The sequence below is a fragment of the Candidatus Omnitrophota bacterium genome, from assembly GCA_021735655.1.
In the GTDB taxonomy this organism is placed as follows: Bacteria; Omnitrophota; Gorgyraeia; order Duberdicusellales; family 4484-171; genus JAHKAJ01.
The window spans coordinates 54,845-79,415 of the sequence record JAIPGM010000004.1; the positions used below are offsets into that span (position 1 = coordinate 54,845).

24 protein-coding genes are annotated in these 24,571 nt (G+C 37.5%); 1 reads left to right on the forward strand and 23 read right to left on the reverse strand.

Features of this window, described 5'->3' with window-relative positions; translation table 11 throughout:
• Window positions 1-25 precede the first annotated feature (25 nt).
• Window positions 26-1,159 carry a hypothetical protein gene (locus K9L86_04450; protein MCF7908104.1) on the reverse strand — a complete coding sequence of 378 codons (1,134 nt, stop codon included), beginning with the start codon at window positions 1,157-1,159 and terminating at the stop codon, window positions 26-28.
• 84 nt (window positions 1,160-1,243) lie between these two features.
• On the opposite strand from K9L86_04450, the gene K9L86_04455 reads away from it, so the two are divergent.
• A complete protein-coding gene (locus tag K9L86_04455; GenBank protein ID MCF7908105.1) occupies window positions 1,244-3,886 on the forward strand; it encodes a cellobiose phosphorylase in 2,643 nt (880 codons plus the stop codon).
• A 19-nt stretch (window positions 3,887-3,905) separates the two neighbouring features.
• Here K9L86_04455 and K9L86_04460 read toward each other — a convergent pair whose 3' ends face one another.
• From K9L86_04460 to K9L86_04565, 22 genes are all read right to left on the reverse strand, one after another.
• Complete coding sequence (locus K9L86_04460; GenBank protein ID MCF7908106.1) at window positions 3,906-4,406, reverse strand: hypothetical protein; 501 nt, start codon at window positions 4,404-4,406, stop codon at window positions 3,906-3,908.
• On the reverse strand, window positions 4,403-5,200 hold the full coding sequence (locus K9L86_04465) for an AAA family ATPase (GenBank protein ID MCF7908107.1): 798 nt from the start codon (window positions 5,198-5,200) through the stop codon (window positions 4,403-4,405). Before K9L86_04465 ends, K9L86_04460 begins: the two co-directional genes overlap by 4 nt.
• A 33-nt stretch (window positions 5,201-5,233) precedes the next feature.
• Complete coding sequence (locus tag K9L86_04470) at window positions 5,234-6,766, reverse strand: hypothetical protein (protein MCF7908108.1); 1,533 nt, start codon at window positions 6,764-6,766, stop codon at window positions 5,234-5,236.
• Window positions 6,766-7,137: a general secretion pathway protein GspB gene (locus K9L86_04475; protein MCF7908109.1), complete on the reverse strand. Its 372-nt coding sequence runs from the start codon at window positions 7,135-7,137 to the stop codon at window positions 6,766-6,768. Before K9L86_04475 ends, K9L86_04470 begins: the two co-directional genes overlap by 1 nt.
• A complete protein-coding gene (pilO, locus tag K9L86_04480) occupies window positions 7,116-7,655 on the reverse strand; it encodes a type 4a pilus biogenesis protein PilO (protein MCF7908110.1) in 540 nt (179 codons plus the stop codon). The genes K9L86_04475 and pilO overlap by 22 nt, the downstream gene beginning before the upstream one ends.
• Complete coding sequence (locus tag K9L86_04485) at window positions 7,643-8,206, reverse strand: PilN domain-containing protein (GenBank protein MCF7908111.1); 564 nt, start codon at window positions 8,204-8,206, stop codon at window positions 7,643-7,645. The genes pilO and K9L86_04485 overlap by 13 nt, the downstream gene beginning before the upstream one ends.
• Before the next feature lie 13 nt (window positions 8,207-8,219).
• The gene (pilM, locus tag K9L86_04490) at window positions 8,220-9,317 is read right to left on the reverse strand and encodes a pilus assembly protein PilM (protein ID MCF7908112.1); all 1,098 of its coding nucleotides are present in this window, start codon (window positions 9,315-9,317) and stop codon (window positions 8,220-8,222) included.
• A 49-nt stretch (window positions 9,318-9,366) separates the two neighbouring features.
• Complete coding sequence (locus tag K9L86_04495; protein ID MCF7908113.1) at window positions 9,367-9,825, reverse strand: prepilin-type N-terminal cleavage/methylation domain-containing protein; 459 nt, start codon at window positions 9,823-9,825, stop codon at window positions 9,367-9,369.
• Window positions 9,813-12,359 (reverse strand): hypothetical protein, encoded by a 2,547-nt coding sequence (locus K9L86_04500; GenBank protein MCF7908114.1) that lies wholly within the window; start codon window positions 12,357-12,359, stop codon window positions 9,813-9,815. The genes K9L86_04495 and K9L86_04500 overlap by 13 nt, the downstream gene beginning before the upstream one ends.
• 124 nt (window positions 12,360-12,483) lie before the next feature.
• On the reverse strand, window positions 12,484-12,933 hold the full coding sequence (locus tag K9L86_04505; GenBank protein MCF7908115.1) for a prepilin-type N-terminal cleavage/methylation domain-containing protein: 450 nt from the start codon (window positions 12,931-12,933) through the stop codon (window positions 12,484-12,486).
• 199 nt (window positions 12,934-13,132) lie between these two features.
• Window positions 13,133-14,347, reverse strand: a complete 1,215-nt coding sequence (locus K9L86_04510; GenBank protein MCF7908116.1) for a type II secretion system F family protein — start codon at window positions 14,345-14,347, stop codon at window positions 13,133-13,135.
• Window position 14,348: 1 nt separating this feature from the next.
• The gene (locus K9L86_04515) at window positions 14,349-16,070 is read right to left on the reverse strand and encodes a GspE/PulE family protein (GenBank protein MCF7908117.1); all 1,722 of its coding nucleotides are present in this window, start codon (window positions 16,068-16,070) and stop codon (window positions 14,349-14,351) included.
• Window position 16,071: 1 nt separating this feature from the next.
• Window positions 16,072-17,775 carry a GspE/PulE family protein gene (locus K9L86_04520; protein ID MCF7908118.1) on the reverse strand — a complete coding sequence of 568 codons (1,704 nt, stop codon included), beginning with the start codon at window positions 17,773-17,775 and terminating at the stop codon, window positions 16,072-16,074.
• Window positions 17,776-18,216, reverse strand: coding sequence for a hypothetical protein (locus tag K9L86_04525; GenBank protein ID MCF7908119.1), 441 nt, complete (start codon window positions 18,214-18,216; stop codon window positions 17,776-17,778).
• Window positions 18,217-19,536 (reverse strand): diguanylate cyclase, encoded by a 1,320-nt coding sequence (locus K9L86_04530; GenBank protein MCF7908120.1) that lies wholly within the window; start codon window positions 19,534-19,536, stop codon window positions 18,217-18,219.
• 282 nt (window positions 19,537-19,818) lie between these two features.
• Complete coding sequence (locus tag K9L86_04535) at window positions 19,819-20,688, reverse strand: hypothetical protein (protein MCF7908121.1); 870 nt, start codon at window positions 20,686-20,688, stop codon at window positions 19,819-19,821.
• Entirely contained in the window at window positions 20,681-21,310 is a 630-nt protein-coding gene (locus K9L86_04540) for a prepilin-type N-terminal cleavage/methylation domain-containing protein (protein ID MCF7908122.1), read from the reverse strand. Before K9L86_04540 ends, K9L86_04535 begins: the two co-directional genes overlap by 8 nt.
• Window positions 21,246-21,653 (reverse strand): prepilin-type N-terminal cleavage/methylation domain-containing protein, encoded by a 408-nt coding sequence (locus tag K9L86_04545; protein MCF7908123.1) that lies wholly within the window; start codon window positions 21,651-21,653, stop codon window positions 21,246-21,248. Before K9L86_04545 ends, K9L86_04540 begins: the two co-directional genes overlap by 65 nt.
• A 100-nt stretch (window positions 21,654-21,753) precedes the next feature.
• Entirely contained in the window at window positions 21,754-22,269 is a 516-nt protein-coding gene (locus K9L86_04550) for a PadR family transcriptional regulator (protein ID MCF7908124.1), read from the reverse strand.
• Window positions 22,270-22,272: 3 nt separating this feature from the next.
• Entirely contained in the window at window positions 22,273-23,226 is a 954-nt protein-coding gene (locus K9L86_04555; protein MCF7908125.1) for an acetyl-CoA carboxylase carboxyltransferase subunit alpha, read from the reverse strand.
• A 5-nt stretch (window positions 23,227-23,231) separates the two neighbouring features.
• The gene (locus tag K9L86_04560; protein ID MCF7908126.1) at window positions 23,232-24,062 is read right to left on the reverse strand and encodes a L,D-transpeptidase family protein; all 831 of its coding nucleotides are present in this window, start codon (window positions 24,060-24,062) and stop codon (window positions 23,232-23,234) included.
• A 22-nt stretch (window positions 24,063-24,084) separates the two neighbouring features.
• A complete protein-coding gene (locus tag K9L86_04565) occupies window positions 24,085-24,534 on the reverse strand; it encodes a divergent PAP2 family protein (protein MCF7908127.1) in 450 nt (149 codons plus the stop codon).
• Between the last annotated feature and the right edge of the window lie 37 nt (window positions 24,535-24,571).

Genomic DNA, 24,571 nt, shown 5'->3' on the forward strand with positions numbered 1-24,571 from the left:
AAATCGCTATTTAAGGCGGGGTGAATTAATTAAAAATCAAAATAAGACTACCGAGAACAAAAAAAACAAAAGCCATAATTAACTTTATTAAGCCGACGTTTTTCTTTAAAAAGTTATTAAACTTTTGGGATCCTACCCCCACTAATGAAAGAATAAACACGATCACTAAAGGAAAAATAAACATCAAATTATAAAGCACCAGATAAAACCAAGCTCTCAAGCGTAGCTGATCGCTCTTTAAAACAAAAACAATAGTCGGAAGATACAACTGTCCAGTACAAGCTGCTTCGAGCAAAGAGACCATAAACCCAACCGAAAAAGAAGTAATTGCTAACCCCCAAAGGCTATCCTTTTTCTTATCGCGAAGCTTTGAGCCAATAGTAAGATTTATTTTTTTCTTTAAGAATTTTGGCAACTGCAACAAAGCACCCTCTGACTTCTTGGTTATTTTAAAATGGATATAATCATAAATTGCAAAGATACCCATAAAAAAGCAAAAAAAGCCGACAACATAATAAAACCACTTTATAAAAAAAGTAATATTACCCAAAGAGTAAAAAAACTCAAAAACTCCCAGACCAATTAAAAGATAAGTGATAAAAACAGCAAGGCAATATGAAATTCCTACATAAATTATCTCTCTCTTTTTGTAGCCATAAATCGAAAGGAATGATATAAAGAATACAATCACCGCAAAGGCACAAGGATTAACCCCATCGGCCAAACCGCTACCCAGTATTGCAAGAAGCGAAAACTTTTTAAAAATATCCATTAAGTTTTGTTTAGAAAAGGCCGGTACTCCTACTTTAGTATCAATTACATCCTGAATAGCCTGATCAAGCCCAGCCTGGATTTCACCAAAACCAACAAACATCTTATCCCCAACCACAATGCTAGGAACTAGAGCTTTTTCGCGGCCAAACTGCTCACTCAACGATTTAAGCATCTCTAGACTGGCTGGCTCGCTAACCCCTGACTCCAACCAATCAGCTTTACCTTTATATTTTTCTTTTAGCTCAGGCAAAAGTTCAGCCTTAACTTTATGGCAAACATGACAACTAGAAGAAGTAAATACTAAAATTGTTGGCTTATCTTGCGCATAAGAATATCCAATGAGGCCTAAAAAGGCCATAGTTAAAATAATAATTATCTTTCTCATAGTTAGGATTATACCAATTATTGCTAAAAAATCTATACCAGAATTTATATTTCAAAAACAAACAATTTAGGGTAAAATGTAACGATGCTTTACGAATTCATCGACAATCAAGGCACATTTAAAGTAAAAAATCCTCAAGGCCACAACCTATATTTCCCGCTTACCAATCGTGATGGCTCACTACTTAGCTCAATAAGCCCGAATCTTGCTGGAGATATAAAAGCTGACAACGACCATTTTATAACTCCGCCTCTTTCTTTGGTTGATATAAAGACTAACCTCCTTTGTCGACGAGATTTCTTTATAAAAATTAGTTCTCCAAACATCAAAACAAAAAATAAAATTTTACGATTATCTAGCCCCTGGAAAGATACCCTCGAAGCAGGATTTCTCTACCACAAAGTTATAAAAGAAAGTTCACAGCTAAAAGCAGAAGTTTTAAATTTTATCCCCTACAATCTCGGGGTTGAAATTACCTGGATAAAATTAATCAATACAGGCAACACTGCCTTAGAAATAACTCCTACTTCCTTTATGCCTCTCTATGGCCGTGACGCTAATTGTCTTCGCGACCATCGCCACGTAAGTAGCCTCCTAAATCGAGTTGATCTGACTAAGCACGGAATATTGCTAAAGCCAACTATGGTTTTTGATGAAACCGGTCACAAGGCCAATGATGCAACTTATTTCTCTCTGGGTTTTCAAGATAACGCTAGAGCCCCATTAGGTCAATTCCCCAGCTTAAACTACTTCTGCGGCCAAGGCGATTTAATTAAACCTGATGCTATTGAGAAAACTGTTAAGCCGATCACTAAAAACCAAAAGGAGTTTGACGGAAAAGAGACGATCGCGGCCTTGCTTTTTGATAAAAAAATATTAAAAAAATCGTCTGAAGTAAATTACTTTTTAATCACCGGTATGGTCAGAGCCTCTAAGGGCAAGGCTAAGCTAGCAATAAACAACATATTCTCAAAGCTAAACACACCGGCTAAAATTGAAAAAAGCCTATCGGACACTAAGCAATATTGGTTAAAAAATCTTAAAACAATAGACTTTGACTTCGCCAACAAAGATCTAAATAACTGGTTGCTCTGGGTTAAGTTGCAGCCAACCTTGCGCAAGCTATTCGGCAACTCGTTTCTGCCCCACTTTGACTACGGTAAGGGGGGCCGTGGCTGGCGCGACCTTTCACAAGACGCTCTGGCCTTACTACTATCAGAACCGGACAAAGCTAAAAAAATAATTATCAATAATTTTAAAGGTGTCCGGCTGGATGGTTCCAATGCTACGATAATTACTAAAAAGGGTGAGTTTCTTTCTGACCGAAACAGCATTCCCAGAGTCTGGATGGACCATGGCATCTGGCCCTACTTATCCCTGCGCCTATACATTAACCAAACAGCTGACCTTAATATTCTCAATAAAGATATTACCTATTTTAAAGATCACGTCCTAAAAAGAGCCAAGGAAGTCGACCAAAACTTCAAGCAAAAAGATTTTTTGCTTCGCGATAAATCAAACCGTATTTATAAAGGCACTGTACTTGAACACATCTTAATTCAACATCTGGTTTCTTTTTTTAATGTTGGAAAACATAATATCATCCGTCTAGAGAATGCTGACTGGAACGATGGCTTAGATATGGCCCCAGATTTAGGTGAAAGCGTAGCTTTTAGTTTCATGTACGCTCGGAATTTAAAAGATTTGGCTTGCCTCTTAAAGCAGCTGAAACAAAAGCAGAAAAAAATAATCTTGCTCAAAGAAATTTCTTTTCTGCTTGATCTAATAAAAAATCCCATCAACTACAATGATTTTAAAAATAAACAGCAACGATTGAAAGATTTTTTTGAAAAAACAAAAAATATAGACGGAAAAAAAATTAGCTTGGAAATCGACGCAGTGATCAAAGATTTAGAAAATAAATCTGACCACCTGCTAAGTTGGCTTAAAAAAAAGGAATGGCTAAAAAATGGTTTCTTTAACGGCTATTACGATAATAAAGGAAAAAGGGTTGAAGGCAAAATTAATAAAAAAATTAGGATAGCCCTACCTTCTCAAGTTTTTGCCTTAATGAATAAGGGCCTAGATTCTTATCAGCTTAAAAAAACTTGGAGCTCAATAAATAAATATTTAAAAGACCCAAAATTGGGTGGCTTTCGGCTAAATAGTGACTTTGGTTCAATTTATCTTGACTTAGGAAGGGCCTTTGGCTTTTCTTACGGCGACAAGGAAAATGGTGCTTTTTTTAACCATATGGTGATAATGCTTAGTTACGCTCTCTATGGCCAGGAATTAAGCCAAGAGGGCTCAATAGCCCTAGAATCCATCTATAAGATGGCAACCACCAAGGAAGCTAGAATCTACCCCGGGATTCCCGAATATTTTAACAGCCAAGGAAAAGGACTTTATCTCTATCTCACCGGATCGGCAAGCTGGTATATCTACACCCTTTTTGAAAAAGTCCTCGGAATTAAACTCACAATCGGTGACATACGTTTTAAACCGCTTTTAAACGCAGGAAATTTTTTTAAAGATAGGATAAAGGTCAGCTTTTCCTTAGGTAATAAAAAACTAACTATTTGCTACCAAAGAATCAGCAAAAACAAAATTCTTAAAATAAAAAAATTATTAGTAGCCGGCAAAAAAATAACACCTAAGAATAATAGCTACCTAATAAAAAGAAATTCTTTGAGTAAAAATACTAGGATTACAGTTTACTTGGGGTAGGAAATTCTACCGATATATTTTAAAAACCTATCGAAAGAATAAGTTTCGTTTGGTCATTAATATTAACCAATTCAACAGTACTTTCAGTAATCTCAACCACTCTATACTCACCAACCAAATCTTCTTCCTTAAGAGTATTACCATTAATGATTGCAACCGGAAAATCTAAATCATAGATAATCCCATCAAGACGATAGACCCCTGCTTTTCCTGACCCAGGGACACTCTTTGAGGGAAGTGGCAACTTAAAACCTAAAGATTTTTGTTGATCAGACAAGTCTCCTTTCTTTATTAGCGAAAATAAAGAGCTGGCTTTTTCTAGCAAGTATTGTCGGCCAACAGTGAAAGAAAAAACTAAAATAGTTACCGCTAAAATTACTATTAAAATCGAAATAATTTTTTTGTTCAATGACCACCTTGACTTTTTAGGCTGGGTTAAATTTTTACCTGGCTCTTCTTGAGAGCTACCCGATTTATCATTACCTTCCAACTTTTTTAAAGCATCATAAATTATACTCACTGCAACTCCTTAATACATGAAGAGAACATCTCTGGACCAAAAATACTTTTTTCTTTAACAAATCCTAAAAGTAAAACTCGATCACAAAGCATATTAACTAAACGAGGAATCCCTTTAGAAAATTCATAAATTAACTTAAAAGACTCTGGGGCAATTACGATATGTTCAGCCTCAGCTTGTCTTAACCGAAAATTAACATACCGCTCCACTTCAGCCTGGTTTAAAGGACTAAGGTTATGTTTTACGAAAATACGTTGATGTATTTGTCGTAAATCAAACCGATTAAGCTTTTCAGTCAACTCCGGCTGGCCAACAAGAACAATTTGCAACAACTTATCAGTTGAAGTTTCTAAGTTAGAAAGTAGGCGGATTTGTTCTAACTGACGATTGCTTAAATCCTGAGCTTCATCAATAATGACTACTGCCTTTTCACCCCTCAAATTAATATCGACCAAAAAAGAATTTAGGGCATTGACAATATCGAGACGGGTTTTCTTTTTAAGCTTCAAACCAAAATCCTCTACTATTGCTCGCAATAACTGAACCTCGCTAAAATAAGGATTAAGGATCAAAGAAGTCCTAGTGTTAGCCGAAATTCGATTAAGAAAAGCCTTACAAAGAGTAGTTTTACCTGTCCCTACTTCGCCAGTGATAAGAATAATGCCTTTTTTCTCTTGAACTCCATAAGATAACGCCGCCAATGCTTCCTTGTGAGATAAGCTCTCAAAGAAAAATTGTGGATCAGAAGTAATATTGAAAGGTATCTTTTTTAAACCGTAAAGTTCTAGGTACATCTTTAGGCTCTATTGATGAAATCAGAAAGAAAACTATTTTTCCTTCTTTTCATTTAGATTAAACTGAACCGGTATCTGACTTGCCCTTATAAGATCTTGACCGAATATTTCACCAGGCTGTACGATTTCAGCGGTGATAAAAATTAACAAATCAATCTTATCAATGTCTTCGGTTTGACGCTTAAATAACCAACCAATTAAAGGTATCTTGCTTAAATAAGGTATACCAATATCATACCTGCTTTTTACATCTTTAAGCAAACCACCAATGACAATCGTCTCGCCGTCTTTAGTTATTACTTGAGTTTCTGCTTCTCGAGATGTAAGCCAAGGATAAGAAACAAGGGTGGTTTGATTTTGATCAACGACTCCGATGTCACTTAAACGAGCGGTAACCGCCGGATGGACAATCATACTGATAAAATCTTCGTTCTCGCCGCAAATCTGAGGCACAACATTAAGTTGAATTCCAATATCCTGATAGAAATCTAGAGAACCGCCAGTAATCTGAGAAGTTTCACTACTGGTTTCGGTTTTAACAATTGGGTATTTCTGTCCAACAAGAATAGATGCTTCCTGGTTATTCAGAGTAAGGATTACCGGCGCCGAAAGCGTATTAGTCCGAACATCTTCCTCAAGAGCATGAATTATCATCTCAAACTCAGTACCAGTAAGCTTACGGTACAAAAATTGATAAGCATTAGAAGTGATACCGCTTGCCCCGGAAGGTGTTGATGATATTGAAGGTATCGGAGATATCGCCCGAATTGCTGCCTGGCCAATAAGATCACCGGCACTATTTTTATCAGCATCTACATATTGAGCTGAGCTTGCAGTCGCTCCGGTTGTACCAGTTCCCCAGTCAAGACCAAAATCTTCAAGCACGTCTTTACTAACCTCCATAATCCTGGTTTTTATCAAAATCTGTTTCGGCATAACATCAATTTTTTCAAAAAGGGTATCTATCTCATCTAATTTCTTAGCAATATCGGAAACAACCATTATCTTAGTCCGAGAGGTTTTTCCTTCTTTGACTCTTTGTCTTTTAGTAACATCGGTACCAAACTCCCAACCAGCCTGGCCAGTAGTTTCTAAAACTGAAATTCTTCCCATCGGAGAAAGTAACGGCTCAATCATTTTCCTAGCATCATTAGCATCGATGAATTTTAAGCGATAAACTTTAGTCCGAGCAGGCTCCACCTCCTGACGCTCTTTAGCTGAAGCTTCTCTTCCGCTTATCTTTTCAGTAGTGTCTACCAAAACTATATTTTCTCCGACCCACTCATAACTATAATTATAGGGGCGGATGACTGCCTCAAGGGCAGTAAACCAATCTACTTGCTCTAAATTTATACTAACTAAACCTTGAACCTCGGGACTCACCACTATGTTGATTTTTTGACCTTCTTTGTAAGCTTTTTGAGCTATTGACTGAAGAACAATTTTGATGTCGACATCTTTAAACTTAATTACCGATATTGACTCATTTTGAGCACACACAAAGCTAGCCGGGATCAAACAACAAACAATAAACAATAATATAATTGATTTTTTATATTTTTTCACTATTCCTCCAGTTCTAAAGTAAACCCTTGGTTATTTTTCTCTAGAATAACTTTCCTTCTTTCAATAGTTAAGACTTTATACTCACCAATCATGTCTCCGATTTTAACTACTTCATTATTAATAATTGCCACTGATTCTTCTTCAGAGTATATTATACCTCCTAATTCCATGTTTGTAACGTCTGTTTCGCGAGGTATAAGAATTAGCCCATTTCGGCTAACTAAAGGGACAAACGGATCCCGGCTATTTAGCCCAAAAGAATATTTTTCTAAACTCGCATCGGTGGTCGCCGTTTGAGAGAATCCCAAAGTCGGCAAAACCAACAATAACGAAATAAAAAATACAACTATTACTTTTCGGCTATCGCGCATACTACTATTTCTATAGAATTATAAGGGTAATCTGAAGAAACTTTTAACTCTTTAATATCAAAAAAATATTGGCTAGTTTGAAGATATTCCAAAAATAAAGCTAAGTTATGAAATTTAGCTTTGGCCTCTATACTGATTGGCAAATAGAATAAATTCTCTTCCGATTCCGCAAGATAGTTAATCAATTCGCCAGGGAGAAAAGACTTTATCTCTACCCCAAACTCCTTGCTAGCGGTTGAAATAAAAGATAGTGATTCTGAAGCTTCCTGAGAAAGAATGAGCTTGCTTCGACTATTCTCTATTTGATTTTTAAGCTCTTGATTAACCTTTGAATACTCATTAAGCCTAGGCCAATCATTCTCGGTGCTCTTAATTTGCTGACCGATTAAAGCGATTTTCTTATTAAGGCCAATCACTCTCTTTATGCTCCAAGGAAGCAAAATCAGTATTTCAATTACAATGACCGCGATTAAAAGTGAAAACGCAATTATTTTTTTATCAAAATTTATTTTTTGCATTCGACAATGAATTTTAGAACCTCAGCATTATTGAAATTTTCCTTTTGGGATTCCTTTATTTCAACTACCGAGAATTGTGAAGAAAAGTACTCTCGCTCACGCAAAGATCTAATAAAATCATTTAAAGATACTAAAAAATCTTTATTCCATTTCACCACATAGCCTTGAATTTCTAGAGTTCCTTCCTGAAAATCTAAATTTTGAAACCATATGTTTTTAGGTAGTGAGAAAAAAATATCCCCTAAAATAAGGGACATTTTATAGCGCGGGGTTAAAACTTTATCTAACCTGTCGCGTTTTGTTTTTAAATTATTGGTTTGCTGCTTGATATCCTGCAGGGTTTTAGCTTTTGACTCCCATTGCTGCCAATTTTTAGCCTCAGAAGAGTAAGTATGGGCCTTTTTCAAAGCTATTACCTGAAGCAATAAAACCATGGCCAAGCCAACAATGGCAACCACAATCAACAAAGGAAGATAGGCGATTAAATTTCCTAAATCTAATTTCATCGCCTTTTGTTTTTGAGGACTTAAATTTATAACTACTTTTTTCATGCTAATAAATACATTATAAAATCAAACCGAAGGCGGCCGAAAAACTACTCTTAAAGTGATTAAACCGCTCATCTAGGATTTGACCGTCTAGTTTTTTTAAAAAGCTAGGGATATTTGGCAAAAGGCTCACCTCTACATCTAAGGCTTCAGCAAAAACACTCTCAATATCTTTAATCGAAGCTAACCCGCCGGTCAAATAGACTTTATCTATATGTTCACCTTTGTTAACTTCGAAATAATCAAAAGAGCTTTTCATTTCCTTGCAAAGCCCCGAGATGCCGCTTTGAATAAATTCCAGAAATTCGCCAGCATCAGGAGAACTCACAAGTTGCTTTTCAACCTCACCTGGCTTCAAACCTTTGGTCCGAGCTACGATCGCCACTATATCTTTTGTGCTGAATTTGACATCCCGAGTTAGAAAAGGAACCCCTTTATTTACGATCGTCATAACCGAGAAACTACTGCCAATGTCTAAAATGCAAGAATTAATCTCCTTGTTATCGCTACAGTTATCGAGAAAAAGATTGAAGATGCAAATGCTATCTAAATTTATCTCAGATACTTCTACTCCGAGTGTTTTAAAAGCTTCCAAAATATTATCGATATAATCCTTCTTGGCGACGGCTAGCAAAATTGATAGCTCTGTTGGGCTGGCATCTTTTAAAATATAATAATCAAAATACACCTCTTCCGGAGAAAAAGGAATATGCTTATTCAGCTCATAGAAAAGTGCCTGCTCTAATCTTTTCTTCTCCATTTTAGGAAAGGAAAAATAACGCACTAGACAACTCGGATTCTTAATAGAAATCTTGACTGATTTGGCAGAAATCTTCTTTTGAGCCCAGACTTTTCCAAGAGTTTTAACTAAATCTTCATTCGGTTCAATAAAATAATCAGAAAGGCTATCTCCTTTAAAAATTAGCCCTTTAAGGTAGTAATTTCCAATGTTTAAACCTACCGTGGGCCTAGCTTCAGTTTTAAGAAAATCATTCGGCCGGAGAATTTTTCTAACCTGTTCTTTAAATTGGCTAATCGGTAAGGATTTTTTGAATCGCTTCAAAACAGACTGCGATTGAATTGCTTTTAGAAAAACATTAGCCTTGATCATCATATATATACTATTATAGTCATTACGGCTTGTCAACGCAATAGGAAGAATTTTACTCTACTTCGGAAAAGCCAACAGGACAACTTGTTCCGATATGAATATTTGGGGCAGGAGTGTTTACAGAATTAGATCTACAAAGAAGACCGTCCTCGTCAATATAATAAGTTTTAGCTTGAGCTAAATTCTGCGGTGTGGCCGTAGCGTAGAAATCAATGTAAGTATTAGGAACCGCTTTAATAATATATTCCTGCTTTATGCCGCTAGCTAAAGAAACGTCAATATAGGGAGGCTGGGCAGAAGCTAACTCCTGTAAAGTTGCATATTCCGGGTTAGTTGCCCGCCACTGCACTTCAGCAGAACAAACAATGCGAAGAAGATTCGCCGAAATAGCTGCTCGGGCAGACATCCGCGAACGCAATAAATTAGGTATAGCCAAAGCTGCCAAGACAGATATTATGGTTACAACTATCATAAGCTCCATGAGAGTTATGGCCTTTTTTAATTTTTCCATTTTATCTTAAAAGCATAAAGGTTAGCTTTATCTAACGCTATAAACGGTTCAAAGTAATCAAGAGTCTTTGCTTTTGTAAAATAAAGCTTAGCAAGCAAGCTCTCGCCTAAAGCTTTATTCGAAACTCCGATACATTTCCACTGACCGTTATCCTTAAAAAAGAAACCACCAGAATTAAATCGCATTGGCTGGCTCATTTTAGATTCATTATAGGTCAAGTTGTCGCCATCAAAAATAAAAGTAAAACTAAGCTCTTTGAATTTTTTTTCCGGCTGTTGAAACATCGTAGCCCGAGAACTATTCAGAGCTAAAACTATGCCATTGTCAAAATAAACAGTTCCTGAATCCTCCCTACCTGCCGCCAAATAAAGCGGAAATGTCCACTTCTCAGAAACTACCTCGTTTACCTCTCGGCCAATTCTAGAAAACATTACCTCTTCGTAAAGAAGTTCTGCTTCTGACTGCTTTAAACCAAACACCCGAAAAAGATTATTAATCACTTCCAACTTCGGCAGATCTTGATGCTTGATTATATAAACTTTGGCAAAATTCCAATTACCTAAAAAAGAAATGGCTGAAATTTTATAGATCATGGTCTCATCAATAAACAAATAGGCTGGTGCCGGAATTTTAACAAAAATTACATCTTTTATTTTCTTAGCTAATCCTTTAGGTATTTTGTACTCTTTAAAAATAGCCTCGATATTTTTTTCTTCAGATCTCAATATCTTATTAAGAAAAACAATTGAGGAAAAGTCGTCACCAAGGAAAGAATTAATTTGATCAAAAAGTGCGTCTGAAGAATTATTGATCATACGTAAAATTCGTACAGCTTCCTCTTCGTTACCAGCCAAGAAAACCCTCGCCATCCAATAAGTAATCGGTGCATCTTGAATTTGTGGGTCGACTAAGGTACGTCGATTAGCTATCTCTTTAAACCAGTTGCCATAATCCCACCAACTATTAATTACGCTATTCTCAGGTGTTTTTTCCTTTATTTGGATCATAAGATCATACCAACCATCATTAAGTATTGGAAACTGTATACTGGCTTGAGAAAAGCTTCTTCGCACCGGAATTGAAACTACAAGGCAAATTAAACAAACCGCACTCAAAATAAGGCCACTTCTAACCTTATGGCTACTAACGCCTCTTACCCAATTCGGAAGTAACCGCCAGACATCGCCCAAGCTAACACTTAAAAAAATACCTAAAGGCACAAAAAGGAATTGAGTAAAACGCAACCCTTTTAGGCTGGCAAAAAACATAACAAAGGTCCAACAGCTAAGAATCAATACTATATCTGCCCGCTTGCCTCTTTTCTCTCGCAAATATGTCCAAAGCAAACCAAACAAAGACAACATAAATATAGCCCAACCGCCAGTATATACCGGAATACTTGTAAAGCTTCCTTGCTTTAGCTCTGACACCGTATATAAAACTGAGGGCCAAATCGAGAAAGAAAGAGAGTTGCCCAATCTTAAATTGCTAGCTAAAGAACCATAAAGAAAAGAAAAAGGTTCAACCTTTGCAATAAGTAAACAAAAAATTACACTCCCCGATAAGAAAACAGCCAGAGAAACTAGATAGGGTGCATTTTTTTTCTTCAGGGTATCTCTATCTTTAAAATGTAAACAAAAATTATTAGCCAAGGTCGCAAGAAAAAATATAACGATTACCGCGAAAATAAACCACCAACCAACCCAGCTAAAAGCATATAATCCTAAAAGCAATGAAGCTAATAAAGAGTACTTAACGATTTGTATAAAAGTTTTGCTTTTTAGCCCTATACCAAGAAACCAAACTATCAACAAAGGAAATAAAACATTAAATACATCCTGGTCAAACCAACCAGCAGAACTACGATGAATAAACACCGGAGAAAGACCAATAAAGATAATCGCAAATATTCCGGAAATGTTCGAAAAGAAATAACGACAGAATAGGTAAAGAACAATACAAAACACAAAGGTAAGGAAAACCGGCAAATAAAAAACAAATTTCTCCAAAGACAGGTTGGGGAAAATAAATGAAACTGCCCTATATAAATAGGCTGAAAAATAATAAAGAAACCTCTCAGGTGGAACTAACCCTCCCTGGGGGGCAAGCATAAACTTATCATAGATCTTGCCGTCTACTATCTTATTTCCCGGATAACCATTTTCTAAGGTAAGCCTAGTAAAACGTTTTCGACAATAAGGATCAACTTCAAGTAAGTAAGTCTGACCACTATCATCTTGATATTGTGACTTTAGCCGCTCGTATTCCTTATTAACTCGCAGTTTAAAGCCTTTAGAATTCTTTCTGCCCTCTTTGACTACCTGCTTAGCAATTTTTTCCTTTATCAAAGAGTTATAGCCAGGATACTGCTTTTGGGTAAATTCTCGAGCCTGAGAAAGCATCCGATCCTCTATATTAAGATGGGCTCTTTTCTTAAGTTGGGGAAAGTTGGCCGGAAATAAACGTAGGTAGACATTTAGCCCCAATACAGTTGCGAGGATTAAAAAAATGGTTACTTTTTTTAGCTTATCCATATCTTTATCGATATTTTACCATACTAAGTTTAAATCGCAATAACCGGATTGACTTTAAAGGCGGGTCGTAAAAATAATAAGGCGGTGGGAATCCCACCGCCTTATTATTTAATCACTTTTTTGCTTACTGCATTTCAGCATAACCAGATGGACAAGCATTCGTACCTTCATGAGCTGCGGCAGCAGTGCCAACAGCAGTAGATCTACATAGAATTCCATCTTCATCTATATAGAAAGAATGACCTTGTGCAGCAGTATTAACTGCTCTAGCTGCAAAAGTCCCATTAGTGTTGTCGGTAACAACTGAAAAAGTATATCCCTGTTTAGTTCCACCAGCCAAAGTTGTATCAATATAGGGTGGATTCTCACTGCCTAAAGTTGCCAAGGCAGCATAACCAGGATTAGTTGCTCGATATTGAATCTCAGCGGCAGCAACTGTATGAGCGGCTGCAGCTGCAGCAGCTTCTTGGGCTGACAAACGAGCCCTCAAAAGATTGGGTATAGCTATCGCCGCTAAAAGAGCAATGATAGCTACAACGATCATAATTTCAACAAGAGTAAAACCTTTCTTCATCTTAACACCTCCAAATTTTCAAATGGCGAGATCCTCTTTTTTAAACTTTTTCACCTCCTTTTCAAAAAAGAACCTCATTAATAAAATAATATAAAGAACACTGTTTCAAGGGCTTAACTTAAGGCTTCTTGCCTATTTTACCCGACCACTTCAAATATAGCATATCGACCTCAGCTTGTCAACGCCAAGACTTAGCTTATCAATGAACTCCGCCAATATATTGGGTAATTTTGATTATTGGCAAAAATAAAGAAACTACAATGCCACCAACGACTATTCCCAAAAAGCCAATAACTATAGGCTCGATTAAACTTGATAACCCAGCAACCATAGCATCAGTCTGCTCTTCATAAAATTGAGCTATCTTAGACAACATCTCCTCCAGCCTTCCGCTTTTTTCACCTACCGAAATCATCCTGGTAACCATTGGAGGGAAAACTCCGGTTTTTTCTAAAGGAAAAGAAATCGGCTGTCCTTCTTGAATCGCTGTCCGGGACTCCATAACTGCCTCTTCAATAACAACATTTCCTGAGGTCTTGGCTACAATCTCCAAACACTTTAATATCGGAACTCCGCTACGAACCAAAGTAGAAAATGTCCGGGAAAATTTAGCAATCGCTAACTTTCTAGCTAAATTTCCAAATACCGGAAGCCGTAAAATAAATTTATGGAAGTTGCGCTTGCCTTTTGGTGTTTTGATATAACGAGTAAAAAGCATGCCGCCGCCGCCTAAAATAATCAGTAAGCCAAGGATTGATGTTGGCTTTCGGGCCAAATCCGAAAAACTTATCAAAATTCTAGTAGGCAAAGGTAAAACCCCGCCAAGAGCAGAAAAAATCTCTTTAAAGGTAGGGATTACCTTAAAGATTAAAAACGAAGTTATGGCTATCGCCATAAGAACAATGATTACCGGATAATAAAGAGCCGAAATCACTTTCTTCCTTAAAGCACTGCTTTTTTCTAAGTAAAATGAAACCCGATCTAAAATCTCCGGCAAATTCCCAGAAGCTTCCGCTGCTTCAACCATGCTTAAATAAATATCAGGAAAAACATCCTTATGCCCAGAAAGGCTGGCTGAAAGAGATGTTCCTTCTTTAACCTCGCGCAAAATAGCCCAGATAACTTCCTTAAAATAAGCCTGCTCGGTTTGTTCGCCTAGAATGCCCAAACACTCAACTACCGGAATTCCGCTTTCAATTAAAGTAGTGAATTGACGCGAAAAAATTACTAAATCATCGGTTTTTATCTTGCCTTTTCTTTTTTTCCTAGCCTTTTCCTTAGTCTCTTCAATTGAAAAAATAATACTCTCTTGGCCATGAAAATGCTCAATAAGCTTTTGTTTAGACTCAGCCTCAATAACCCCCTTGGTTGTTTTTCCTTCCTTGTCCTTAACGATATATGAAAATAACTTCATCTCACTCCGAGATTACCCGAATAACTTCCTCTGCCGAAGTTACCCCTTCGCTACATTTTAAAAAACCATCTTCGGCCAAAGATTGGTAACCCTTAAATTCTCGAGCGTACTGGATAATCGTTTCCTCAGTTGCTAATTCAATAATCATCTCTCTTATTTTATCATCTAAAAGAATAATTTCCAGTATTGCTACTCTACCTCTATAACCGCTGTGAGCGCAGTGAGGACAGCCCTTGGCTCGATAAATCTTTTTTGGCTCGTTGTTCCCCATTATTTTACTACTTAATCCAAACCCCAAACGCTTCAATAAATCCTTATCCGGGATATATCCTTCCTTACATTTAGGACAAAGCTTACGCACTAAACGCTGAGCAGTAAGGGCAACTAACGATGAAGCTAACAGGAATGGCTCTGTACCCATATCGCGCAGACGAGCTATTGCTCCCACTGCGCTATTGGTATGAAGAGTAGAAAGTATGGTCTCGCCGGTTAAAGAAGCTTTAATCGCTGTGTCGGCAGTCTCAGCATCTCTGATTTCACCAACCATAATTACATCCGGTGATTGACGCAAAACCGACCGTAAACCAGCAGAAAAAGTTAAGCCGATTTCAGCATTAACTTGAATTTGAGTTATACCTTCTAAATGATACTCAACCGGCTCTTCAATAGTTATAATATTTTTATCAGTCGAGTTAATCTGATTAATGATTGAATAAAGAGTTGTTGATTTACCGCTTCCAGTTGGCCCAGTAACTAACATTATTCCAAAGGGAGCTTTGATTGCCTCTTCAAACAAAGCCAGCGGCCCGGGCGAAAACCCTAGTTTTTTTAACCCTATCGATAAGCTCTCTCTATCGAGCACCCGGAGAACAAACTTCTCGCCAAAGTGGGTAGGTAAACTAGAAACTCTAAAATCTATTTCCCGAGACTCAAATTTAACCCGAAATCTACCGTCTTGAGGAAGCCGCGACTCAGTAATGTCTAGAGATGAAATGATCTTCAAGCGAGCAATTACGGCTTGCTGGCTGGTTTTAGGAAAACTAAACTCATCGGCCAAGGATCCATCTACTCGATAACGAATTAATAATTTATCTTCACAAGGCTCAATATGGATATCTGATGCCCGCTTCTTTAAGGCATTATAAATAATAACATCAATTGCTCTCACGACCGGAGGATGCTTGCTTTCTGAAATTGAACTCTCTAGATCTTGTTTAGACTCTTGATGCAACAATCCTTCGCCAACCGAATCAAGAGATACATCGCTACTAAGGGTTTCGGAAATATGTTCAGCCGACTTGTATAAAAAATTTATGGCTCTACTTATATCCTTCTCACGAGAAAGAACCAAATCAACCTTTTCGGCATTGGTAATAATCTTTATGTCGTCATGAGTAATAACATCTAAAGGATTGGCTGTGGCCAAAGTCAGAACATTGCCGATCTTGCATAAAGGAAGAACCTTATGCTTAATTGCTATATCTTTAGGTAATAGCTCTTGATTCTTGTAAGGTAGTTTATATTTTTTTAAATCAAGAAAAGGGATCTTAAGTTCTTTGGAAAACATCAATAAGAGCTCTTCTTCGCTGATAAGCCCGCTCTCAATCAAAAGGCTCCTTAAATCAGCATAGGTACGAGCTCGTTTGGCAATATCGATAAGGACCTTCTTGTCACATTTTTTGTCCTCTTGAATGTACTTTATTATCTTCTCTTTTATGGTCATCTTATTTTAATGGTTCATCTGGCGCAGTAACTTTAAGTACTTCTTCTAAAGTAGTAATTCCTTTTTCGACTTTCAAAATTCCATCCTGGCGCAAAGTACGCATACCTAGGTTACGGGCTTTTTTCTTAATGATACTTTCTGAAGCCGAAGAGTTTACTAAATTTTTTATTTGTTGATCAACGTGCAGATACTCACAAAGGGCAACTCTTCCCTTATAGCCAGTATTCTGGCAATTTCTACAGCCTTTTGATTTATAAATTAAAACTTCTTTATTAATAAGATATCGCTCGCGAACCGAATCAGATAATTCAAATTCCTCTTTACACTTAGGACACAACATTCGCACTAAACGCTGAGTGAGCACCCCAACCAATGTCGAAGAAAGCAAAAATGGCTCAACTCCCATATTAATAAGACGAGTGATTGAACCTGCGCTGGTCGTAGTATGAAGTGTGGAAAGAACTAAGTGCCCGGTTAAAGCTGACTTTATGGCCATGTCAGCAGTGTCAGCATCTCTGACCTCACCGATCATTATTATGTCCGGATCCTGACGCAATATTGAACGTAAACAGGCAGAAAAAGTCAAATGAATCGAAGGATTAATACTGGTTTGGTTGATCCCTTTTAATTGGTATTCTATCGGATCTTCTACGGTAACTATGTTCTTCTCCGGTGCGTAAACATGTTTAATCACCGAATAAAGGCTGGTGGTCTTACCGGCCCCAGTAGGACCACAAACCAAAAGAAGACCGTGAGACTTAAGACTATCTTCCCGTAACTGTTTTAAAACATCTTCTTCAAACCCCAAAAGATCCAAATTAAGTAAAGCAGTTGCCTTATCTAAAACTCTAATCGCGACTTTTTCTCCAACACTAGTAGGAAGAACTGAAACTCGAAAATCAACATTTTTATTTGAAATTCTGCTCCGAAATCTTCCTTCTTGAGGCAAACGGTGTTCGGCAATGTTTAAATTACACATTACCTTTATCCGTGATATAGCAAAAGGATGAATTTTTTTTGAAAAGGTATCGATTTCTTGCAAAATTCCGTCAATCCGAAATCGAATCCGACTTACGTTTTCTAAGGGTTCTATCAGAATATCTGAAGCGGCCTCTTCAACTGCCTTAGTTAAAAAAGAATTGGTAAACTTTATTACCGGAGCCTCTTCAATTGAACGGACGATTTCTTCTTGAGTTACTTCCTTTTTGACCTTTTTTACAAACTCTAAGCTTTCGGCATGCTGCCCCTTAATAATATCCTCAATCGAAACCATATGGACCTGAGAATAATGCATTGAGATGGCTTCTTTTATTTCTGAAAGCGGGGCAATTATCGGATTTACTTCACACTTAGTAATTTTTTTAATATCGTCAATAACTAAAATATCTAAAGGATCACCCATGGCCAAGGTTAAGGTGTTGCCAATCTTGCCGATTGGTAAAACCTTATGGTCTCGGGCGACTCTTTCCGGAACTAAAGATATGATCTCCTTGGGAATATTAAGATTAAGGATTCGAACCGGTGGGATTGAAAGATAGCTAGATAGTAAATCGAGAAGATCTGGTTCTTTTATGTAGCCTAACTGCATAAGCTGCTCAACTAAAGAACCGCCCTTCTCCTTGTGGACGACTAAGACTTTATCTAAATCCTGTTTAGTTAAAAGTCCTTTTTCTAATATGTAATCGGTAAATTTTTTACTCTTCATTTAAGGGTAGAATCTACCTATACCACTACGTATGTCTGAAGGGGTACTAACAAATATTTGGATATCGCAATGGGTCAGGTCTTCTAAATCTTCAATGGCATGAATATTAAGAGGATTGGCCATAGCTAAAGTCAAAGTGTTCCCTATTTTATCTATTGGAAGTAAACAATAATGACCGCAAACGTTTTTGGGGACTAAAGAAACTACCTCTTCGGAAACTTGATAGTTCTCTAAAGGAAGATAGGGATAACCAAACTGTAAAGACAAGCAATAGGCAATATCTTCCTCTTTGGCAAAGCCTAAACTTACAATGACTTCACCGATTAAACCTCCTTGACGTTTCTGGCTTGTTATAGCTTCCTTCAGTTGATCGGGAGTAATTACCCCTCTTTCTGCTAAAATCTGCCCCAAAGGCTTATCTATTTTTTTGTGAGATTTCATTTAATTATCTTGCTTATTTTTCTTAAGCTTGGTGAATTTAATCAACTCTTTGGCAGTTGTCCCGTCCAATGGGCTTGCTGCCACCGAAAAAGAAAGCTTAACTTTTCCCTGAGTTATTACCTTAAGAGCGGCTTCTGCCTTCTTCGCTGCCTCTTGAGAATGACGCTTATTGCTTTCTATAATAATGGCACCTAAGGTTTGGGGGCCTATTCTTCCGGCGATATCAATCGGACGCAAACTTCTCTTAAAGCCATGGGCGATTTTTTTAAGTATCTTCTCAGATTCAATCAAACCAAATTCTTTCTGATATTTATCAGGATCTAACAAACTAACCGAGATAAAGCCACAGGGACGCTGATAAATGCTTGAGCGCCTTATTTCTTCATCAAGCCTTCTAATAATTACCTTTTCATTATATAGATCAGTCAAATCGTCAAGCACCTCTAAATCTTCAATCTTTGAAGAAAGACGTCGATGCTCCCAAATAAGAGTTACATTTTGAGAAAATAGGTTCAAAACATCTATTTCGTCTTTGCTAAAATTATACTCATCCTGATTATTGCCGACTCCGACGATACCAACAACTATGCCTTTAGCAACAACCGGGACTAAAGCCATATTCACAAGCCCCAATTCTTTAGCCCACCCCAGATAAGGCTTAGGTTTATTGCTAGAATCAACAACTGACAGCTTCATCCTCTGAGGTAAATCACTATTACGATTTTCAATAAAAGAATCGATAATCGGTATTTCTACTCCTAAAAAGGAAATTGGTTTTAGCTTACTTTGAGCATCATCTTTTAAGCTACAAAAACAAACATTAGTTTCCAAAATCTTCTTTAAATGCTCACTTAAAAACTTAATAATCTCTTCAGCCGGAGCATCCTTAGAAAATAAATCATTGGCCTGTAGAATAGCTGAGAGGACAAGAACTTTCTTAGTGACCTCTCGGTTGAGTTCTTCGGTTTTTTGAGTAAAGTCTTTTAATTCTTCAAACCCGCTTTTAACTTTATCCGAAAGTACGTTAATAACTGTCTCTAGGCTCTGGACTTCATCTGAAATTTCTGGAGCCTGTTCGCCAATATCTTCTAAAGCAGTCTTTGATTGTGTATATAGTCTAATAATTGATGAAAAAACCTCAAAAACAACTCGCCATCCCAAAATTACAACTAATAATAATGTCGTAGCTGCAAAAAAAGATATCTGGTATCCGAATAAATAGTAAAGAAGCACAATCAACGGAATGAGAGAAACCAAAGCAATCGAAATCCAAATCCTTCTGGCTAGACTTAAATTAGTTATTCTATTTTTTGTTTTCACTCTGCCCCCTCTTATAATAATATAGTATTTATACGCTTACTACAAAATACTAACACCTTTCATTGCTAGTGTCAACTCGACTGAACCGAAAACATATTATATTTACTGTAATTTTAGACAAAACCGCTAGTTTAATTCAACTAAAGTAAGCCCCCTTTGGCTTCATGATCTTACCTCAGTTAAGAGGATAAATATTCTGAGCATCCCTCCAAGAAATAAACTGAGCATCGGCATCTAAGCCCAAGGGCTCTATTGCCAATATGTCATCTTTACTGTATTTATCTATTCAATATCTTGCCAAGACACTGTCTCCGAAGATGAGAACCCCAAATTAGCTAAAGCTGCACTTATCAGGTCAGGGTCATAAGCTAAATCGACACTGCCCTTAATGGTAGTATCTATACCGGCGCCGCTTTCAGCAAGAACTGACCCGCTGATAGCAACATTACCGGTAATTGAAAGTTCCCCGATAACATAAATTATACCTTCAAAATTTTCAGTTCCCGACATGTGAACGTCCCCTTCTATGACTAAAATCCCGCTGCCCTGTAAATTTCCTGCCGTTGTCAAAGTTACCCCCGGAGAAACCTCAACCCAGGTTATGCCGTCAACCGGCTCACCAAAAGTGCTTTCATCGTAAAGGTGCGTGGCCATATTCTTTACTGATTCTTTACTATTTGCAAACAAATCCGAAAAATTTAAAACCGCTTGTTCATTGAACGAATCCTCAGGAGTAATGGTATATGCCTGGCCTTTAATTACTAAATCACCTGTTGTCTCAATCGCGTATTGGAACTTGGAGGAATCAGGAGGATCTACTCTTACAATTGCGCGTAAAGACTTTTCGATTGTTGCCCCGGAAGATAAAGTAACTGTGCCGGTTGAGTCGATCTGATAATACCAATTACCTAACGCTTCTGTGGTTGCCGCATAACAATAGTTACTTTTCATACATCCAGATGTATTGTCGGGTAGATTACCCTTGCTCATTGCAATACCAGCCTCGGCCAGCCAAAAAGCTTCGACAGCCCCTACATATCTTGTGGTAAGCTTGTTCTCATTTATAGTTTTTAAAAAAAGTGCTGTCGATAGCATAATCATAATCAACATCATTAAAAGACTAAGGATTAAAACACCGCCTCTTTTATTCATTTCTTATTTTCACATCCAGTTCTAAGGTAATTGGAAGAAGGTCCCTCTCCCGAACCTGACTTTGGCCGGTGATCGCGACAACCATCCTCTTACTATTATTAAGATTATCTTTAAAATTATCCGTCGTTCTCGCGCCGCCAGTATCGATAGTATAAAAAGGCGGCTCTGTTATGCCTATAAACTCCCTGCTTTCTGTTGTATTGTTGCCGCTATCAATAACACTGCGCGTAATCTTACTTAAAGTATTATCGTAATCATACTCAATATAGTCCAGACTTAATATATAATTACCGGTAGTTGTATTTATCCCGTCAACCGTCCGAAATTTAATATACGAAGCAGAAGGGTTATTGTTGGCTATGTCCCAGCAAGGAGCCTGGCGGATATCTCTAACTATTAAATTCCCTATCGACCTTATCTTAGCCTGAAAATCTATTTTGGCAGTCATTACCGGAAAAACTGATTCTCCTGCTTGAAGAACTCTAACCACTGCAGTAGCAATAAGTGACAGCACCAGAGAAGCAATCAATATCTCCGTAAGGGTAAATGCTTTCTGCTTAGCGATGAATGCATGTTGAGAGCTCAAAATATCTTGTTTTCTGCCTTTCAGACCAGCTAACATTTGCTATTACCTCCGTAAGCGACGTTTCTGTACCTGCCGCCTGAACAGTAACATTCTCATCTATCAAATTATCAAACACCGGCGGAGAATAAACATCTATATCCCCATAAGATAAGGTCTTGATCTCCTCTAATACACATTGAGCATCGTTAGCCGCAGCTACTAAGTTATTGCTTGATTCATTGAGAAAAGCGCAAGAAACAAAAGCCATAATCAACCCACTAGCAACTATCATTATAATAGCCGCAGCTATCATCACTTCCAATAGAGTAAACCCAGCCCGCTTAGAAAAACTCTTACGCATAGCTTTATTTATTTGGCCTTTTTCCTTAAAATTCCTCATAACCCAATATTTAACCTACCCTCTCAATTCAATTTTACCATTTAAGGGGAGACCTTTCAACTAGACTAAAAAAGTAAACTCAGTTAAGGATTTTTAGTCCTTAGTAATCCTTAACAATGCCGATAATTTCATCAACAAAGGTTTCCTCGGCACTTAAGAGATTAAGGTGATGTTTAAGAAGGAGGCGTTGGTGAACTGGAAATTCTTCTTCAATCGCAATGTTCTCAGACAACCATTGCTTTACTTTCTCTAAGAATCGTTTCCTCAAACGCAAGCGGGCCATTACTTCTTTTGTATCTAAAAAAGGAAGGAAATATAAAGGAATGTCGATATCGATAAACGGCCGCTTCTCGCTCAATAAAGCTTCTAGGGCCAGCCTTAAAAATTCTTTATTACCATGAGGAGTAATAGAGTATACGTATCTAGGCAGTCTTCCTTTATCTTTAGCAGTAGTCTTTTTGATGAGCCCTTCTCGGGCCATAATCTTTAAAGGATAGTAGATTGATTTATTTTCAAGAGAGGTAAAAACAGCGAGGTCTTTCTTTATAATCTTTTTTATCTCGTAACCGTGTCGTGGGCTATTTTTTAAAATACCTAATATTATTAGGCGTTGCATCCGTTACTCGTTAAAAACTCCCATCTTTCTGTAACGCTGTTGTCTAGAGCTTAGCAATTGCGGTACAGAGAGCTGAGTAAGTTCGTCTAAATTTTTATTAACTGCTTTTTTTAAATTACCGGCTGATGCTTCATACTCCCAATGAGCGCCACCCTCAACTTCAGGAATCACCCCATCAATGAGCCCCAAAGAAAGAAGCTCCGGAGCAGTAAGCTTTAAAACATCAGCTGCTTTTTCACGTTTAGATGCATCTTTCCAAAGAATTGCTGCGCAACCTTCAGGTGAAATAACCGAATAATAAGAATACTCCATAACCAAAACCCTGTCTCCAACACCGATACCTAAAGCCCCGCCGCTTCCACCTTCGCCGATGACTACGACTAAAATCGGCACTTTGAGCAAAAACATATCTCTAATATTTTCAGCAATTGCCTGAGCCTGGCCCCTCTCTTCGGCCCCTACTCCCGGGTAAGCTCCCGGAGTATCAACTAAACAAAGAATTGGCATTGAAAAACGCTCAGCCAATTTCATCACCCGCATAGCTTTGCGATATCCTTCCGGATGAGCACAGCCAAAATTACGCTCAATGTTTTCCTTGGTATCTTTACCCTTTTGATGCCCGATGATAGCAATTTTTCTATCATCCAGCTTAGCAAGACCTGAGATTAAAGCTAGATCATCACCATAAAGACGATCGCCACAAAGAGAAACAAAATCTTTAAAAATTAAATTTATATAATCAAGGGTGGTTGGCCGATTAGGATGACGGGCGATTTGAACTTTTTGCCAAGCCGATAGGCCAGAATAAACTTCTTTCTTCAAAGTTTGCAGCTTCTCTTCCAAATCGGAAATCTCAGAGTTAAGATCAACCGCCTTATCCTTGGAGAACTTTCGTAACTCCTCAATTTTATTCTCTAGCTCAATAATTGGTTTTTCAAAATCCCAAGTCTGCATCATAATATCTAATCAATGATTAACACTTCGGTTCCTATCGGAACAATATCAAAAAGTTCCTCAACCTCTTGATTCCTCATCCGTATGCAGCCCAAGGTAATCTGTTTACCTAATTCTTGAGGTTTGGTTGTTCCATGAATGCCGTACCCTTTTATATCTTCTCCGTTTGCATCTTTACCCTCTAAACCCATCCAACGAGAACCCAAAATATTTTCTGGATCTGCAGGATCAACGATAGCCCCGGTCCTAAACCAAGTAGGATTTCTAAGCTTATTCCGATCGATAGTAAACTTACCTACCGGAGTTGAGTTATCCTTCCCCGTAGAAACAATATAGGTTTTTACTACTTCACCTTTTCGTTTTAAAAAAAGTAAATTTTGCGACTTATCAACTACTATCGAAAATTCACAAGAAGCTACCTTTAACTTTTGCTTAGGACGAATCGTATCCGACGACAAATTATTAGAACGTTTAATTAGACTTACCGTGGTTTTAAATTTCTTGGAAATTTTTGTTAGAGTATCCTTGGGTTGAACAACATAGGTAGTGCTGCACTGATCAAGATCTTTTGAAAAAATAATTCTTATATTGATATCTTCAATCTTCTGGCGAATACTATTGATTAGGTTAGGATCATCGACATTTTCTAAACTTTCCTGATACAACCTCTTGGCCTCTTTGAACGATCCAACCGAAAAAGCTGATTCAGCTTCCTTTAAAACTGCCGATTTAAAAATAGTTTTTTTAGGTATGGTTGATTTTTTTGAAGATAGGGCTATAAGCGTAAAAATTATCACCATACTGATACTGACAATAATAACTATGTGAATTTTCTTCATTAAGCCTTTCCTTTTATTTTAATTATCGGTAAAAGAAAAGAGTTACTACTATGCCGACTATGGCCCCGATAAAAACTTCTATCGGAGTATGACCAACAAGTTCTCGCAAACGAGATTCTCCAATCTTCTTTCCTTCCTGAAAATCCTCAACCATTCGATTAAGCACTTTTGCCTGGAAGCCTATCGAACGCCGCCAAGTTTGGGCATCAAACATATTAATCACCGCGAACAAAACACTCATCGCAAAAAGAATAGATCCGGTTCCAGCCTCTTTGGCCACGCAAACAACCAAAGAAACCACTGCGGCACTATGAGCTGATGGCATGCCGCCAGTACCCATAACCCAAAAAAAGTTAAACTTCTTATCTTTTATGAGCCCGGTAAAAATCTTTAAAACTTGGGCTACGAAAATTGTGGTTACAATAGCCCAAAAAGCCCTATTTCTATATATTCCTTCCCAAAACCCCTGCATATAGGCCTTATTATAAAAAGAAAAGGTGATTTAAGCA

What these genes read in the sequence shown, in the direction of transcription:
- K9L86_04450 (MCF7908104.1), bottom strand. Translation starts at nt 1,159, where the DNA reads ATGAGAAAGATAATTATTATTTTAACTATGGCCTTTTTAGGCCTCATT.
- K9L86_04455 (MCF7908105.1), top strand. Translation starts at nt 1,244, where the DNA reads ATGCTTTACGAATTCATCGACAATCAAGGCACATTTAAAGTAAAAAAT.
- K9L86_04465 (MCF7908107.1), bottom strand. Translation starts at nt 5,200, where the DNA reads ATGTACCTAGAACTTTACGGTTTAAAAAAGATACCTTTCAATATTACT.
- K9L86_04475 (MCF7908109.1), bottom strand. Translation starts at nt 7,137, where the DNA reads ATGCGCGATAGCCGAAAAGTAATAGTTGTATTTTTTATTTCGTTATTG.
- pilO (MCF7908110.1), bottom strand. Translation starts at nt 7,655, where the DNA reads ATGCAAAAAATAAATTTTGATAAAAAAATAATTGCGTTTTCACTTTTA.
- K9L86_04485 (MCF7908111.1), bottom strand. Translation starts at nt 8,206, where the DNA reads ATGAAAAAAGTAGTTATAAATTTAAGTCCTCAAAAACAAAAGGCGATG.
- pilM (MCF7908112.1), bottom strand. Translation starts at nt 9,317, where the DNA reads ATGATGATCAAGGCTAATGTTTTTCTAAAAGCAATTCAATCGCAGTCT.
- K9L86_04495 (MCF7908113.1), bottom strand. Translation starts at nt 9,825, where the DNA reads ATGGAAAAATTAAAAAAGGCCATAACTCTCATGGAGCTTATGATAGTT.
- K9L86_04500 (MCF7908114.1), bottom strand. Translation starts at nt 12,359, where the DNA reads ATGGATAAGCTAAAAAAAGTAACCATTTTTTTAATCCTCGCAACTGTA.
- K9L86_04505 (MCF7908115.1), bottom strand. Translation starts at nt 12,933, where the DNA reads ATGAAGAAAGGTTTTACTCTTGTTGAAATTATGATCGTTGTAGCTATC.
- K9L86_04510 (MCF7908116.1), bottom strand. Translation starts at nt 14,347, where the DNA reads ATGAAGTTATTTTCATATATCGTTAAGGACAAGGAAGGAAAAACAACC.
- K9L86_04515 (MCF7908117.1), bottom strand. Translation starts at nt 16,070, where the DNA reads ATGACCATAAAAGAGAAGATAATAAAGTACATTCAAGAGGACAAAAAA.
- K9L86_04520 (MCF7908118.1), bottom strand. Translation starts at nt 17,775, where the DNA reads ATGAAGAGTAAAAAATTTACCGATTACATATTAGAAAAAGGACTTTTA.
- K9L86_04525 (MCF7908119.1), bottom strand. Translation starts at nt 18,216, where the DNA reads ATGAAATCTCACAAAAAAATAGATAAGCCTTTGGGGCAGATTTTAGCA.
- K9L86_04535 (MCF7908121.1), bottom strand. Translation starts at nt 20,688, where the DNA reads ATGAATAAAAGAGGCGGTGTTTTAATCCTTAGTCTTTTAATGATGTTG.
- K9L86_04540 (MCF7908122.1), bottom strand. Translation starts at nt 21,310, where the DNA reads ATGTTAGCTGGTCTGAAAGGCAGAAAACAAGATATTTTGAGCTCTCAA.
- K9L86_04545 (MCF7908123.1), bottom strand. Translation starts at nt 21,653, where the DNA reads ATGAGGAATTTTAAGGAAAAAGGCCAAATAAATAAAGCTATGCGTAAG.
- K9L86_04550 (MCF7908124.1), bottom strand. Translation starts at nt 22,269, where the DNA reads ATGCAACGCCTAATAATATTAGGTATTTTAAAAAATAGCCCACGACAC.
- K9L86_04555 (MCF7908125.1), bottom strand. Translation starts at nt 23,226, where the DNA reads ATGATGCAGACTTGGGATTTTGAAAAACCAATTATTGAGCTAGAGAAT.
- K9L86_04560 (MCF7908126.1), bottom strand. Translation starts at nt 24,062, where the DNA reads ATGAAGAAAATTCACATAGTTATTATTGTCAGTATCAGTATGGTGATA.
- K9L86_04565 (MCF7908127.1), bottom strand. Translation starts at nt 24,534, where the DNA reads ATGCAGGGGTTTTGGGAAGGAATATATAGAAATAGGGCTTTTTGGGCT.